This is a genomic window from Streptomyces sp. NPDC090021 (genome assembly GCF_044748225.1).
In the GTDB taxonomy this organism is placed as follows: Bacteria; Actinomycetota; Actinomycetes; order Streptomycetales; family Streptomycetaceae; genus Streptomyces.
Genome location: NZ_JBIVFO010000025.1, coordinates 12,245 through 26,614, shown reverse-complemented (window position 1 = coordinate 26,614; position 14,370 = coordinate 12,245). Strand labels below are relative to the sequence as shown.

Sequence of the window (14,370 nt, the reverse complement as noted above, 5' to 3'; positions counted from 1 at the left end):
GTCGGCCGGTCAGCCCTGGTCGGGCCGGTCGGTCACCCGGAGGGTGTTCAGCAGGGGCTTGCCGAATCCGGAGTGCGTCACGAAGCGGACGTTGAGCACCCCGTCCGTGACCGTGACCGTGTACGTGCGGGTCAGGGCCTGGTAGGTGCCCGCCTCCAGCGCGATGTCGAGGGAGGGCAGGACCTGTGTGCCCTCGGCCAGGACGTCGAAGACGCGCTTGTTCGGCTTGGTGGAGGAGAGCTCCGCGAAGCCGAGCTCCACCGTGTAGGTGCCGTTCGGCACGTTGTCGAAGCGGTACTCGTACATGCCCTCACGGGCGCTGCGGAAGAGCCGCTGCTCGTCCGTGCCGGCGATGGTGCGGCCGGTGGCTTTCACCGTGGCGTTGCCCTGGTATCCGTACGAGCCCGCCGTGTACTTGCGGTCCGGGGACCAGGCGTCGCCGAGGGCGTCGGTGGTGCCGTAGCCGGACCCCGCGTCGAGGGCGACCTGGTAGCGGGGGACGACGACCTTGACCGGGACGGTGAGGACCGGGGTGCGGCCGCTCGCCGAGGCGATCTTCAGGTCGGCGGTGAGGACCGTGCCGGGAGCCAGCCCGCTCGTGTCGACCGTGAGGGTGAGCGGGACCTTCCCGCCGGTCGGCAGGTCACCGCCCGCCGGTGTGGCGGTCAGCCAGGCCGCGTCCTCGGACAGCGTGAACGCCGTGCCGAGGCCCGGGTTGGTGAGGTCCAGAGTCCGCGTGCGCTGCTGGTCGGCCGGGAGCACGACCTCCAGCGCCGTCCGGGACGCCGTCACCCGGCCGGTACGCAGGGACTGCGTCAGCGTCGTGACGTCGGCGGCCTTGACGTCCACCGTCGCCGTGGCGGACTCGTACTGCGACGCCGCGAGGGAGACGCTCCGCGAGCCGGAGGGGCTCTGGACGACGTAGCCGCCGTCGGCGGCGGTGGTCGCCGACACCGCGCTGTCGCCGGTGCCGACGGTCACCGTGGCGCCCGCGACACCGCCTCCGTCGTTGGCGTCGAGCACGCGGCCCGCCACGACGCCGCTCCTGGTGGTGCGGAAGGCGATGGACAGGCCGTCGGTGATGACCGGGGTGTTGAAGGAGTACGTGAAGGCGTCGGTTCCGGTGGCGTTCTCCACGCCGACGGTGGCCGTGGAGCCGCCCTTGATGCCGGTGCCGCCTGTGCCCTTGTAGAAGTAGGTGACGGTGCCGTCCTCGCCGATCGCCGCGGAGAAGGAGAACGTGTCGGCCTGCGCCGACCAGTGGGACACCTGGCGCCACTCGATCACGTAACTGCGGTGCGGGGCGGTGCCGGTGACGGCGGTGAAGACGCCCGAGCCGCTGCCCGCCGCGCCGACGACCAGGTCGTCCCAGAAGGGGTAGAGGGCCGCGTTGGGCGTGGCCGTGCTCGGCAGGTCGCCGTTGATGTCGCCGGTGTGGTTGCCGCCGAAGCTGACGGTGCCGTTCGTGCCGATCCAGGCCTGGGCGTACGTCTTGCCGTACAGCGGCAGCGGGAAGGGCAGGTCGACCCGTTCGGTGGTGTTGTCGCCGGTCAGCGCGAGCTGCCGGCTGCCCGCCGCGTACGGCCGGTCGCCGGCGGTGGCGCAGGCGTAGCCGTAGCCGTCGGTGCGCTCGGGCAGGTTCACCGCGACGGTGGTGTCACCGCCGACGGTGACCTCGGCGGTGCCGGGGCTGAGGCAGCGGGAGGCGTGGGTGGCGTTCACCCGGTAGGTGCCGTGCGGCAGGGTGACCTCGAAGCGGCCCTGGGCGTCGGCGGTCGCGGTCACGGGGGTGTCCGCGATGGTGACGGCGGCCCCCGCGGCCGGGCCGGCGGCCGAGACCACGGTGCCGGTGACCTTGCCGGAGGCGGCCTGAGTGAGGGTGAAGTCCCCGGTGGCGGTGGCGTTCTCGGTCACGGTGACGGTCGCGGTCTGCTGCCCGTAGCCGAACTTGGCCGCGGTCAGGGTGTACTCGCCCACGGAGAGCGCCGGGAAGGCGTAGCTGCCGTCGGCGGCCGTGGTGGCGGTACGGTCGATCGGGCCGTCGGCGGTGACCTTCACGCCCGCGAGGGGCTCGCCACCGGAGCGTACGGTGCCGCTCAGGGCGCCGAGCGCGCCGCGCGGGGCGGCGCTGACGGCTGCGAGGACGTCGAGCCGGCCCTCGCCGAAGACGTTGTTGTCGGCGGCGTTGCCGCCGCACTGGCCGCTGTCGGTGTCCAGGGCGGTGCCGTCGAGGAGGGACTCGGTCTGCGCGATGTCGCCCTCGAGGGCCGGTGCGGCGGACCACAGCAGGGCCACGGCGGCCGCGGTGTGCGGCGAGGCCATGGAGGTGCCGGAGAATGCCTCGTACGCGCCGCCCGGGACGGAGGAGCGGACGTTCACGCCGGGGGCGGAGATGTTCGGCTTGACGATGCCCCCGGGACCGGCTCCGCGCGAGGAGAAGGACGCGATGGCGTTGTTGATGTCGAAGGCGCCGGAGCTGTAGGAGCTCGCGTAGTCACCGGGTGAACCGCTGGTGTTGCAGCCGGGTCCGGCGTTGCCGTTGGAGAAGGCCGGGAAGATGCCGGCGGCGCGCCAGGTGTCGACGATCTGCTGGTACCAGGTGTCGCCGCCGGTGCCGCCCCAGGAGTTGTTGACGATGTGCGGGGCGAGGTCAGGTCGCGGGTTCTGGCCGTTGAGGTCCGTCGGGGCGACGATCCACTGGCCGGAGGCGAGCAGCGAGGCCTCGGAGCAGGAGTTGGACTCGCACCCCTTGGCCGCGATCCACCGGGCACCGGGGGCGACGCCGATCTTGTTGGCGCCGCCGTCGTCGCCCACCATCGTGCCCATGGTGTGGGTGCCGTGGTCGTTGTTGTCGCACGGTGCGGCGCCGGCGCACACGCCCGCCGGGTCGAACCAGTTGTAGGCGTGGGTGTGGCTGCCGTCCGCGTTCCTGCCGCGGTACTGGTCGGCCACGGCCGGGTGCGTGAAGTCGACGCCGCTGTCGATGTTGGCGACGACGATGCCCTCGCCGCGGACCCCGATCCGGTCCCACACCTGCGGGGCCTTGATCCGGTCGATGTTCCACTCGACCGCGTCGGCGGCGGCCTTCTCGCGCTTGCCCTCGGCGGGCTTCGGCAGGTCGACCTTGTCGTCGGCGTCGATCCGGGCCACCTCGGGGCGCTGCGCGAGGGTCCCGGCGAGCTTCTCGCTGCCGACGACGCGGACGGTGTTGACGATCCAGTACGAGGTGTACTCGGCCCCGGCGCCTTCCAGGGCCTTGATGACATCGGCCTGGCTGCGTGCGGCGTGGTCCTTCTTGGTCCTCAGCACGGTCTCGGCCTTGGCGGCGCGGGTCTGCTGCTTCCCCGCGGCGGTGAGGTCGGCGGCGCTGTCGAGGTAGACCCAGAAGACGGCCTTGGCGGAGCTGTCGAGCTGGGCGCGGAGCTTGGGTTCGATCTTGCGCTCGGCCGCGCTCGGAGTGCTGGGGCCGGGATCCGGGGCGGCCGCGGCGACGCCCGCGCCGAGCGGGAGCAGCAGGACCGAGGTGAGGGCGGCGAGCGCCGTGCGTAAGGACCGTGCGGGCCGGCCCGGCCTGGTGGGCCGTAGGGCTCGTTGGGACCGCTTGTCGCGTTGGGCCACGTGTTGTCTCCTCGTACGCCGTGTGCTGGATGTGCGGGAAGGGTGCGCGTGACGTGCGCGGGTCATGGTGAACGAGACGTCATGTCCACTACAAGAGGGCCTTATGAGCCGTCCAGCCGCCGCGGACCGGGGCGCGCCCCACTGGCCCTTGGGCGCGCGGCAAGCCAGCCTGAAGGCATGACCGTGCCCGCCGAGTCGCCCGACGTGCCGCCCGACGCGCCGCCCGAGCCCGCCGTAGCCCTCGCCTCGGCGCGCGGCCGGTGGATCCTGCTGGCCACCGTGCTCGGGTCGACCATGGCCATGCTGGACTCCACGGTGGTGAACGTGGCCCTCCCCCGCATCGGGGAGGACCTCGACGCCGATCTGGCGGCGCTGCAGTGGACGGTGAACGCCTACCTGCTCACCCTGGCCGGCCTGATCCTCGTAGGCGGGGCCCTGGGCGACCGCTTCGGCCGCCGCCGGATCTTCGTACTGGGCACGGTGTGGTTCGCGGTGGGCTCTCTGCTGTGCGGGATCGCGCCGAACGCCGGGGTGCTGGTGGCCGCCCGGGCCCTGCAGGGCGTCGGCGGGGCACTGCTGACGCCCGGCTCGCTCGCCCTGATCCAGGGCTCGATCCGGGCCGGGGACCGGGGCCGCGCCGTGGGTTTGTGGTCGGGGCTGGGCGGCGTCGGCGCGGCGGTGGGACCGTTCCTCGGCGGCTGGCTGGTGGACGGGCCGGGCTGGCGGTGGGTGTTCCTGCTGAACGTGCCGGTGGCCGCGCTGTGCGTACCGGTGGCGCTGCGGCACGTGCCGGAGTCGCGGGACCCGCAGGCGCACGGACGCTTCGACGTGGCCGGGGCGGTGCTCGGCGCGGGCGCCCTGGGCCTGGTCACCTACGCACTGATCGAGGCCTCGTCGGGTACCGCCCCGGTGATCGCCGCGGCGGTGGGCGGTGTACTGCTCGGCGCCGCCTTCGTGTGGGTGGAGCGGCACCGGGCCGATCCGATGGTGCCGCCGGACATCTTCGCCTCCCGGCAGTTCACGGCCGTCAACCTCGTCACCCTGTGCGTGTACGCGGCCTTCGGCGGCTTCTTCTTCCTCGTCGTGCTCCAGCTCCAGGTGGTCGCCGGGTACTCGGCGCTGGCCGCCGGGGCCGCCCTGCTGCCGACCACCCTGCTCATGCTGCTGTTGTCGGCCCGCTCGGGGGAGATCGGCGAGCGGACCGGGCCGCGCGTCCCGCTCACTGTGGGGCCGCTGCTGTGCGCGGCGGGGACCCTGCTGACGCTGCGGATCGGCCCGGGGGCCTCCTACGCGGGGGACGTGCTGCCGGCGATGGTGGTGATGGGTCTCGGGATGGTGACTCTGGTGGCTCCGCTGACGGCGACCGTGCTGTCCTCGGTGGACCCGGGGCGGGCGGGTCTGGCCAGTGGCATCAACAACGCCGCGGCGCGCGCGGCCGGGCTGCTCGCGGTGGCGGCGCTGCCGCTGCTGGCCGGGATGGGGCCGGAGTCGTACCTCTCGGTCACGCAGTTCGACGCCGCCTTCGGGCGGGCGATGCCGTGGTGCGCGGGCGCCCTCGCGGCCGGCGCGGCCGTGGCCTGGGCGACCGTACGCTCCCCCGCGCCCGGGGTGCGCCACCCGAAGTGCCACACGCACTGCGCGCTGTCCTCCCCGCCGCTCGAACCCCGCGAGCGGGGTGACCGTACGGCGCCGGACTGATCCCGTGTGCTGGAGCGCGACGGCCGATCTGGTGGCGGGCACGGCCGTCGCCGCCGTCGGACTCGTCTGCCTGGCACGGGTACGGCGGGCCCGCGACCTGCCCGTCGCGGCGCTTCCCCTGCTGCTGGGCGGGCACCAGCTGGTGGAGGCCGCGGTCTGGGGCACGGGCGGCGGGTGCTCCCCCGCCGCCACCGCCTGGGCGGTGATCGCCCTGCCTCTGCTGGCGGTGTGGGTACCGGTCGGGGTGCTGGCCACGGCGGCGCCCGCGGCGCGGCGCCGCCTGTGGGGGCCGGTGGCGGTGGGTCTCGCGACCGCCGGGGTGCTCGCGCACGGCCTCGCGAGCGGGCCGGTGGCCGCCGAGATCCGGGGCCGCACGATCGGCTACGGCGTGAATGTTCCGTGGACGCCACTGGTCCTGACGGGCTACCTGTTCGCCACCCTGGGCGCGCTGCTGCTCGCCGGGGACCGGCGGCTGCGGACCCTCGGCATGGTGCTCGCGGCGGGGGCACTGGCCTGCTCAGCGCTGTGGCGGCTGGAATTCGCCTCCACCTGGTGCGCCTTCGCCGCGGTCGCCTCGCTGCTCGTCCTGGGCTGGGTCCGGGGCCGGGAACCGGCCGCCGGGGGCGGCTGATCGACCGAAAGTTACCTAGACGTATGTAGTGACTTCACACGCGGGCAGCAGTAGAACTCGTTCCCATTCTATCGAGAGTGAGGAACGTCACATGAGTGACAATGCCCTGCCCAGAAGAGGCTCCAAGGGAATCTCACGCCGCGGCTTCCTGGGTAGAACAGGTTCCCTCATCGGGGCCGTGACACTGGCCGGCCACCTCACCCCTGCCACCGCCGCCGCGACGGCCGGGGCCGCGAACCCCATCGCCGACGGCGCCCGGGTACCCGTCCTGATCATCGGCACCGGCTACGGCGGCTCGGTCGCGGCGCTGCGACTGGCCCAGGCCGGAATGGACGTACAGATGGTCGAGATGGGCATGAACTGGGACACCCCCGGTCCCGACGGCAAGATCTTCCCGAAGGTGACCAGCCCGGACTACCGCTCCTTCTGGCTCCGCACCCGGACCAAGGCCCCGCTCAGCAACTTCCTCGGCTTCCCCATCGACAAGGACGTCCCCCCGTACACGGGGATCCTGGACGCCGAGGACTTCGCCGGCATCACGGTCTACCAGGGCCGCGGCGTCGGCGGCGGCTCGCTCGTCAACGGCGGCATGGCCGTCACCCCCAAGCGCGCGAACTTCGCCACCGTCCTCCCGTCGGTGAACGCCGACGAGATGTACGACACCTACTACCCGAGGGCCAACGCCGGGCTCGGCGTCGGGATGGTCGACCCGGCCTGGTTCGACACCGCGGACTGCTACCAGTTCTCCCGCGTCGGCCGCAAGCACGCCCAGCGCTCGGGCTTCGCCTGGACCTTCGTGCCCGACGTGTACGACTGGGACTACATGAAGAAGGAGGCCGCAGGCACAGCCACCCGGTCCGCCCTGGCCGGGGAGATCCTCTACGGCAACAACCACGGCAAGAAGTCGCTGGTGCAGACGTACCTCGCGCAGGCCAGGGCCACGGGCAGGGTCACCATCTCCCCCCTCCACAAGGTCACCACGGTCTCCCCCGCCGCGGGCGGCGGCTACACGGTCGCCATCGACCGGATCAACACCACCGGGGACACCGTGGCCACCAAGACCGTCACCGCCGACCGGGTGTTCTTCGCGGCCGGCAGCGTCGGGACAGCCAAGCTCCTGGTCAAGCTGAAGGCGACCGGGGCGCTGGCGAACCTCAACGGCGAGGTGGGCAAGGGCTGGGGTGAGAACGGCAACGTCATGTGCGCCCGCGCCAACCACATGTGGGACCCGACCGGCAAGCTCCAGTCGACCATCCCCTGCTCCGGCATCGACAACTGGGACGCCGGCGGCGCCTTCGCCGAGGTCGCCCCGCTCCCCACCGGGATCGAGACGTACGCCTCCTTCTACCTGTCGATCACGAAGAACCCCCACCGCGCCGAGTTCACCTGGAACGCCGCGACGGGCAGGGCCGACCTGAGCTGGCAGACGGCCTGGAAGCAGCCGTCCATCAGCATGGCCAGGACCATCTTCGACAAGATCAACTCCCGGGAGGGGACGATCTACCGGACCGACCTGTTCGGCGGCAACAGGATCTGGCACGACACCCTCACCTACCACCCGCTCGGCGGCGCCGTCCTCGACAGGGCCACCGACAACTACGGCCGTCTGCACGGCTACACCGGCCTGTACGTGATCGACGGCGCGCTGATCCCCGGAAACGCCAGCGTGAACCCGTTCGTCACCATCACCGCGCTCGCCGAGCGCAACATCGAGAAGATCATCGCCACCGACCTCCCGTAGGGCCGCGTCCTCCCCCCAGCGGCCGGGGCCGTTCGGATGCGCCGAACGGCCCCTTTTTCACGCCCGGACCCCGTCCGGGGCCCCGCTCACTGCCCGGGCAGCACGCAGACGCTGTCGAGGCCCAGCACGTGGTTGAGCCTGCCGAAGGCCAGCCAGGACCCGATGCTCATGGTGAGCTCCACGATCTCCAACTGGCTGTAGTGCGCGGTCATCCGGTCCCAGAACTCCTCGTCGAGCCCGTGGTGGTCGAGGGTGTACCGCTCCGCGTACTCCGCCGCCAGCCGGGTGCGCTCGTCGAACGCCTCGGTGGTGCGCCACTCGGTGACCGCGTCGGCGAACTCCTCCTCGACCTTCCGCCCGTCCCGCTCGGTCCGCCAGTCCAGACAGAACACGCACCCGTTGATCTGCGCGACGCGCAGCCGCGCCGCCTCGAACTCGCGCAGCCCCAGGGTCGTGTGGGCGTACACCGACAGGGAGAAGTTGGCGGCGGCCATGCCGATCCCGGGCACCATGTCGCCCCACACGTACTCGATGGGGTGCTGGCCTTCGGGGATGTCGATCCTCATGACGGTTTCCTTCCGAGTCTGCCGGTGGCGGGGCGCAGCGGGACGTCGAGGGCGTCGTACAGTCCGGGCTCGGCCTCGGTGAGCCAGTCGATGGCGCCGACGAGACGGCCGACGGCGGTGGCGTTGCCCCCGGCCGAGCGGTTCTCTGCCTCGTCGGTGGCCTCGACGGTGACCTCGATGCGGGGGCGGCCCTCGATGACGACCCGGTGGGCGCCGTCGCCGCCGTCCGGCGGCACGGGCCAGTCCGGGGCGCACGAGGCGTGGATGCGGGTGACGTGCTCGATGACGATGCGGGGCTCGCCGCCGACGATGCCCTGGACCTCGAAGCGGATGGCGCCCTGGGTGCCCGCTTCGAAGGTGCCCATGGTGCGGGTGGTCACGGTGGTGTCGAGGGCGCGGCGCTCCGACGTCTCGCGGATCTCGTCGAGTTCGACGCCGAGCGCACGGGCCATCATCCGTATCTGGCCGCCCCAGACCATGGTGGGGATCGAGGGCATGAGCATCATCGGCTCGAAGTCCATGGGGTGGCCCATGCCGACGAGGTCGCGGACGGAGTCCGGCTGGTCGTAGGTGGAGTAGTCGAAGATCTCCTGGCAGCGGATGGCGTCGATGGTGGTGCCGAGTCCGCTGAGCAGGAGCGGGAGGACGTCGTTGCCCCAGCCGGGGTCGACGCCGGAGGCGAAGAGCGAGCCGCCGCCCTCCGCCACGGCCGCCAGCACCGGGTCGCGGAACTCCGGCGGGGCGCTGCGGTGGTCGTAGAGCGGGTAGAGGGCCGGGCTGACGACGACCGCGCCCGCCCGGACGGCACGGGTGATGTCGGCGAGGGCCTCGTCGGGCCGGACGTCCCCGGACGCGGCGTACACCACGGCGCGGGGGCGGCCGGCCAGGACGGCTTCGGCGTCGTCGGTGGCCTCGATGCCCAACAGGTGGTCGAGGCCGCCGAGTTCGCCGGCGTCGCGGCCGACCTTGGCTGGATTGTGGACGATGACGGCGGAGAGCTTCAGCGCGGGATGGGCCGCGACGGCGCGGATGGCCAGACGGCCGACGTTGCCGGTACCCCAGACAACCGTGGGAATCATGCGCGGAGGGTAGCCACCGGCCCCGCACCTTTCCATAGCCGCGCGGCCCGAACTCGCGTGCTCGGGGCGGCTACTGGTTCTGGCCGCCCAGGACGAAGAGGAGGTAGACGAAGAAGGCGAAGAGGTGGCCGACGAAGAGGTAGGCGATCAGCCGGATGATCAGGCCGCGCGGGAACTTGGCCTCGAAACGGGCGCGGACGCCGACGGGCTTGTCCGCGGGGGGCACGGGGGTCATGGGTGGCTCCTCGCCTATCGGTGGTGCGTGGTGGTCGGGGCCCCGCCGAGGCACAGCCCGGCGAGGCTGCTCTGGAGCAGGGTGTGCACGAACAGCAGGTCGGCCCCGCCGGAGGAGGCCGCGCCGATCCGGTGCGGGGTGAGGGAGTCGAAATGCGCGCTGTCCCCCGGTTCCAGCAGGTGCTCGGCCTCGCCGAGGTGCAGCCGCAGCCGCCCCTGGAGGACGTACAGCCATTCCTCGCCGGGGTGGACGCGGACCAGCTCGTCCGGGCCGCGGCCGTGGGGGACGTGCACGCGCAGCGCCTGCATCCCGCGGCCGGCGGCGCCCGCCTGCCAGTACGTCCAGCCGTCGGCCTCGCGGGCGCCGGGACCGCCGGCCCGTACGATGGGATCGGCGACGGGGGAGGTCTCGCCGAGCAGTTCGGAGACCGTCGTACCGTAGGTGCGGGCGAGCCCCAGCAGGAGCGGCAGCGAGGGCTGTCGCCTCCCGGTCTCCAGCCGCGACAGGTGGGCGGGCGAGAGCCGGGCCCGGGCGGCGGCGGCCTCCAGGGTGAGACCGGCGCGACGGCGCAGTTCGCGCAGCTGCGGTGCCACGGCGGGCAGCTCGTCGGCGGTGTCGTCGCAGCGGTCGGGGGCGGGACCGGGGTTCATGCCCCTGATTGAGCCAGAGCCTTGTCTCTGTGGCAAACCCTCTTGCCTCTGAGGCAAACCATCCGGGTGTGCGTCCACCGCGACCGCCGGCTACCACCAGCGGACGGGGTACGGGGGCGCCGACCGGTGCGGGCGCCCCGTCTCCCCCGGCGGGGGCACGTCGTCGCGGGGCGCATCGGTGCCGGGCAGGGCCTGGGGGGACAGCACGGAGTCAACGTCCACGACGGCGGCTCCCGGCACGGCGGGTCACGGTCACGGGTCGCGGAGCGACGGGGCGGGCGACCTCGGCCGGCGGCATGCGGCCGTCCTCCCGCCCGGCGGTGCGGTGCGCGGGTCGGACGGACGTACCGCAGGTGCGGTACGCGCCGGCGGCGGACTACTCCCTGAGAAGGTCGGGAGTTCCGCCTGTGGGTGCTCCGAGGCCGGGTAGCGGCCGTTTAGGGTGCCCGTATGAAGCTCCGAATGCCCCGGCGGCGCCGAGACCGACTGCTCGCGGGTGCCGCCGCGCTGGCCGTCGTGGCGGGTGCCGGTACGTGGACGGCCGCGTCCGCGTCCGGCGACACGCCCGCCGTGCACCGCGAGGACCAGGTCCTGAACATGCCCGGTGCCGACATCGACACCTCCTACTTCGTCTCGGGCGGCGGGCAGGACGGTGGGGCGAGACGTCCCGCCGTGCTCCTCGGGCACGGCTTCGGGGGCAGCAAGGACGACGTCCGCGAACAGGCCGAACGGCTGGCCCGCGACGGCTACGCCGTCATGACCTGGTCGGCGCGCGGCTTCGGCCGCTCCGGCGGCCGGATCGGGCTGAACGATCCCGAGCACGAGGTCAAGGACGTCTCGCGGCTCATCGACTGGCTCGCGACACGGCCCGAGGTGCGGCTCGACGCCGCCGGCGACCCGCGCGTCGGGGTGTCCGGGGCCTCCTACGGCGGGGCCGTCTCGCTGCTGGCCGCCGGTCACGACCGGCGCGTGGACGCGATCGCCCCGGAGATCACCTACTGGAACCTCGCGGACTCCCTCTTCCCCGGCGGCGTCTTCAAGAAGCTGTGGTCCGGGATCTTCTTCACCACCGGGTCTGCCGGAGGGATGCAGCAGGCCGGGGCGCCGCCGCAGGACGCCGGGGCCGGACGGCCCCAGGACGCGGGCGCGGGTTCGCGAGCGTCCGCGACCGGGTCCGCGCCCGGGGCCGGTCCCCAGGACGGCGCGGTGGCCGGACCCGGCTGCGGGAGGTTCACTCCGGAGCTGTGCGCGATGTACGAACGCGTCGCCGTGGCCGGGAAGCCCGACGCGGAGGCCCGCACCCTGCTGGAACGGCGCAGCCCGTCGGCGGTCGCCGACCGGATCAAGGTGCCGGCCCTCATCGTCCAGGGCCAGGACGATTCCCTCTTCCCGCTGGACCAGGCCGACGCCATGGCCACTGCCATCGCGGCGAACGGCGCGCCGGTCTCGGTGGACTGGGCGGCGGGCGGGCACGACGGCGGCATGCGCGAGGCGGACCGGGTGCAGGCCCGGGTGGCCGCCTGGTTCGACCGTCACCTCAAGGGCGACGAGGGCGTGGACACCGGCCCGGCGTTCCGGGTCTCGCGTACCGGCGGCATCGACTCCACCGACGGCGAGGTGATACTGCGCGGCGCGAGCGGCGACCGCTACCCGGGGCTGGCTTCCGGCCCGCGGGAGTTCGCCCTGACCGGACGGGAGCAGACCTTCACCAACCCGGCGGGCGGCGCACCGCCCGCACTGTCCTCCCTGCCCGGCATCGGCGGGCAGTTGGCCTCCTTCGGGGCCGGGCTCTCGCTGGACTTCCCCGGGCAGAACGCCCGCTTCGAGTCCGCGCCGCTGGGCGAGGACCTGCAGATCACCGGGGCACCGACCGTCACCCTGAAGCTGAGGTCGACGGCCGCGGACGGGTCGGCCGTGCTGTTCGGCAAGGTGTACGACGTGGGGCCCGACGGGCGGCAGCAGGTGCTGCCCTCCCAACTGGTCGCCCCGCTGCGGATCGAGAACGCTCAACAGGGTGCGACCGTGCGGCTGAGACTGCCCGCGATCGACCACTCCTTCGCGGCCGGACACCGTCTGAGGCTGGTGGTCGCGGCCACGGACCTCGGCTACGCGAGCCCGGCCGCGTCGGCCGCCTACACGGTCTCGGTGGACGGCCCCCTGGCCGTGCCCGTCGCCCCGCAGGTGCGGACCGCCACGGCGGGACTGCCCGCGTGGACCTGGGGACTGCCGCTGGGTGCGCTGGTCCTGGCCGCTGCCCTGCTGGGTGTCCGCCGGACCGGGAAGGGCTCCGCCGGGACGCGGGCCGGCGTACCGCAGCCGGACCCGGCGCTGGCCGACGTACCGCTCCAGATCACGGGACTGACGAAGCGGTACGCGAAGTCGCAGGACCGGTACGCGGTGCGGGACCTGTCGTTCCGGGTCGAGAAGGGGCAGGTGCTGGGGCTGCTCGGACCCAACGGGGCCGGGAAGACCACCACCCTGCGCATGCTGATGGGGCTGATCTCGCCGGACGCCGGGGAGATCCGGGTGTTCGGGCACGCGGTGCGGGCCGGAGCGCCGGTCCTGTCGCGGGTCGGGGCCTTCGTGGAGGGCGCGGGCTTCCTGCCGCACCTGACGGGCCGCGCCAACCTGGAGCTGTACTGGCAGGCCACCGGCCGCCCGGACGAGGACTCGCACATGGCGGAGGCCCTGGAGATCGCGGGGCTCGGCGACGCGCTGGAGCGCGCGGTGCGCACGTACTCGCAGGGCATGCGGCAGCGGCTCGCGATCGCGCAGGCCATGCTCGGGATGCCGGACCTGCTGATCCTCGACGAGCCGACGAACGGTCTGGACCCGCCGCAGATCCGCGAGATGCGCGACGTGATGATCCGCTACGCGGCCGGCGGGCGGACCGTCATCGTCTCCAGCCACCTGCTGTCGGAGGTCGAGCAGTCCTGCACACACCTGGTGGTCATGGACCGCGGGCAGCGGGTGGCGGCGGGCGAGGTCGCCGAGATCACCGGGGGCGGCGACACGCTGCTGGTGACCCTGGCCGAGCCGGTGGACGAGGTGGCCGTCGAGAAGGTGGCGGCACTGGAGGGCGTGGGTTCGGTGGTGGCCGCGGACGACGGTCTGCTCGTACGGCTGGAGGGCGCGACGGCGGCCGGGCTGATCGCCGAACTCGTGCGGCTGGAGGTGCCGGTGACCGGAGTGGGGCCGCACCGCAGACTTGAGGACGCGTTCCTCACCCTGATCGGAGGTGCGGCGTGAGTACGGCGACGACGGCGCGGGAGGTGGCCCCGGGCTACCGGGCGAGCCGTACGCTGCCGCTGCGCGTGGAGGCGCTGCGGCAGTGGCGCCGACGGCGGACGCTGGTGATGGGCGGGGTGCTGGCCGCACTGCCCTTCATCATGATCATCGCGTTCGCGGTGGGCGGCGGCCCGGAGGGCCGGCGCGGCGGCGGCAACCGGATCACCCTGATCGACACGGCAACGGCCTCGGGGGCGAACTTCGCCGCGACCTGTCTGTTCGTGTCGGCCGGTTTCCTGCTGGTGGTGCCGGTGGCGCTGTTCTGCGGGGACACCGTGGCCTCGGAGGCGAGCTGGTCCTCGCTGCGCTATCTGCTGGCGTCGCCGGTGCCACGGGCTCGGCTGCTGTGGAGCAAGCTGGTGGTGGCGCTGGGCTTCAGCCTGGCGGCCATCGTGCTGCTGCCGGTGGTGGCGCTGGCGGCGGGCACGGTCGCGTACGGGTGGGGGCCGCTCAAGCTCCCTGCGGGCGGCGCGCTGCCGGCCGCGGACACGGTGCCGCGGCTCGCACTGGCGGTGGCCTTCGTCTTCGTGTCGCAGCTGGTGACGGCGGGGCTGGCCTTCTGGCTGTCCACGCGGACGGACGCACCGCTGGGCGCGGTGGGCGGCGCGGTCGGGCTGACGATCGTCGGGAACGTGCTGGACGCGGTGACGGCGCTGGGCTCGTGGCGTGAGTTCCTGCCGGCGCACTGGCAGTTCGCGTGGGCGGACGCGTTGCAGCCGCAGCTGGAGTGGGGCGGGATGGTCAAGGGGGCGGTGGTGTCGGTGTCGTACGCGCTGGTGCTGTTCGCCCTCGCCTTCCGGGGCTTCTCCCGCAAGGACATCGTGTCCTGACCCGGCGGCGGCGCCGCCCGCACGACGAGCGCTC

Annotated in this window: 11 protein-coding genes; 5 read left to right on the top strand and 6 right to left on the bottom strand. The window is 73.2% G+C overall.

Annotation, left to right across the window (positions count from 1 at the left end):
* Nucleotides 1–9: 9 nt before the first annotated feature.
* A complete protein-coding gene (locus ACIPXC_RS20830; protein WP_401620173.1) occupies nt 10–3,618 on the bottom strand; it encodes a S8 family serine peptidase in 3,609 nt (1,202 codons plus the stop codon).
* Between the two features lie 177 nt (nt 3,619–3,795).
* Here ACIPXC_RS20830 and ACIPXC_RS20825 point away from each other — a divergent pair, with 177 nt between their 5' ends.
* From ACIPXC_RS20825 to ACIPXC_RS20815, 3 genes are all read left to right on the top strand, one after another.
* Nucleotides 3,796–5,316 (top strand): MFS transporter, encoded by a 1,521-nt coding sequence (locus ACIPXC_RS20825; RefSeq protein ID WP_401620170.1) that lies wholly within the window; start codon nt 3,796–3,798, stop codon nt 5,314–5,316.
* A gap of 4 nt (nt 5,317–5,320) precedes the next feature.
* Entirely contained in the window at nt 5,321–5,947 is a 627-nt protein-coding gene (locus ACIPXC_RS20820; protein WP_401620167.1) for a DUF6629 family protein, read from the top strand.
* A gap of 91 nt (nt 5,948–6,038) precedes the next feature.
* Complete coding sequence (locus tag ACIPXC_RS20815; RefSeq protein ID WP_401620164.1) at nt 6,039–7,688, top strand: GMC oxidoreductase; 1,650 nt, start codon at nt 6,039–6,041, stop codon at nt 7,686–7,688.
* Between the two features lie 86 nt (nt 7,689–7,774).
* Here ACIPXC_RS20815 and ACIPXC_RS20810 read toward each other — a convergent pair whose 3' ends face one another.
* The 5 genes from ACIPXC_RS20810 to ACIPXC_RS20790 all read right to left on the bottom strand — a co-directional run bounded on the left by ACIPXC_RS20810 (nt 7,775) and on the right by ACIPXC_RS20790 (nt 10,440).
* A complete protein-coding gene (locus tag ACIPXC_RS20810; RefSeq protein WP_401620161.1) occupies nt 7,775–8,254 on the bottom strand; it encodes a carboxymuconolactone decarboxylase family protein in 480 nt (159 codons plus the stop codon).
* Complete coding sequence (locus ACIPXC_RS20805) at nt 8,251–9,333, bottom strand: dihydrodipicolinate reductase (protein ID WP_401620159.1); 1,083 nt, start codon at nt 9,331–9,333, stop codon at nt 8,251–8,253. Before ACIPXC_RS20805 ends, ACIPXC_RS20810 begins: the two co-directional genes overlap by 4 nt.
* 70 nt (nt 9,334–9,403) lie before the next feature.
* Nucleotides 9,404–9,568 (bottom strand): DUF6126 family protein, encoded by a 165-nt coding sequence (locus ACIPXC_RS20800; RefSeq protein ID WP_183064694.1) that lies wholly within the window; start codon nt 9,566–9,568, stop codon nt 9,404–9,406.
* A gap of 14 nt (nt 9,569–9,582) precedes the next feature.
* Nucleotides 9,583–10,218 carry a helix-turn-helix domain-containing protein gene (locus ACIPXC_RS20795; protein ID WP_401620154.1) on the bottom strand — a complete coding sequence of 212 codons (636 nt, stop codon included), beginning with the start codon at nt 10,216–10,218 and terminating at the stop codon, nt 9,583–9,585.
* A gap of 90 nt (nt 10,219–10,308) precedes the next feature.
* Nucleotides 10,309–10,440 carry a hypothetical protein gene (locus ACIPXC_RS20790; protein WP_401620152.1) on the bottom strand — a complete coding sequence of 44 codons (132 nt, stop codon included), beginning with the start codon at nt 10,438–10,440 and terminating at the stop codon, nt 10,309–10,311.
* A gap of 228 nt (nt 10,441–10,668) precedes the next feature.
* Between ACIPXC_RS20790 and ACIPXC_RS20785 the strand changes: the two genes are divergently transcribed.
* Nucleotides 10,669–13,467: an alpha/beta fold hydrolase gene (locus ACIPXC_RS20785; protein ID WP_401620150.1), complete on the top strand. Its 2,799-nt coding sequence runs from the start codon at nt 10,669–10,671 to the stop codon at nt 13,465–13,467.
* Nucleotides 13,464–14,336 carry an ABC transporter permease gene (locus ACIPXC_RS20780; protein ID WP_030959531.1) on the top strand — a complete coding sequence of 291 codons (873 nt, stop codon included), beginning with the start codon at nt 13,464–13,466 and terminating at the stop codon, nt 14,334–14,336. The genes ACIPXC_RS20785 and ACIPXC_RS20780 overlap by 4 nt, the downstream gene beginning before the upstream one ends.
* The last annotated feature ends 34 nt before the right edge of the window (nt 14,337–14,370 follow it).

What these genes read in the sequence shown, in the direction of transcription:
- ACIPXC_RS20825 (WP_401620170.1), top strand. Translation starts at nt 3,796, where the DNA reads ATGACCGTGCCCGCCGAGTCGCCCGACGTGCCGCCCGACGCGCCGCCC.
- ACIPXC_RS20810 (WP_401620161.1), bottom strand. Translation starts at nt 8,254, where the DNA reads ATGAGGATCGACATCCCCGAAGGCCAGCACCCCATCGAGTACGTGTGG.
- ACIPXC_RS20785 (WP_401620150.1), top strand. Translation starts at nt 10,669, where the DNA reads ATGAAGCTCCGAATGCCCCGGCGGCGCCGAGACCGACTGCTCGCGGGT.
- ACIPXC_RS20795 (WP_401620154.1), bottom strand. Translation starts at nt 10,218, where the DNA reads ATGAACCCCGGTCCCGCCCCCGACCGCTGCGACGACACCGCCGACGAG.
- ACIPXC_RS20800 (WP_183064694.1), bottom strand. Translation starts at nt 9,568, where the DNA reads ATGACCCCCGTGCCCCCCGCGGACAAGCCCGTCGGCGTCCGCGCCCGT.
- ACIPXC_RS20805 (WP_401620159.1), bottom strand. Translation starts at nt 9,333, where the DNA reads ATGATTCCCACGGTTGTCTGGGGTACCGGCAACGTCGGCCGTCTGGCC.
- ACIPXC_RS20815 (WP_401620164.1), top strand. Translation starts at nt 6,039, where the DNA reads ATGAGTGACAATGCCCTGCCCAGAAGAGGCTCCAAGGGAATCTCACGC.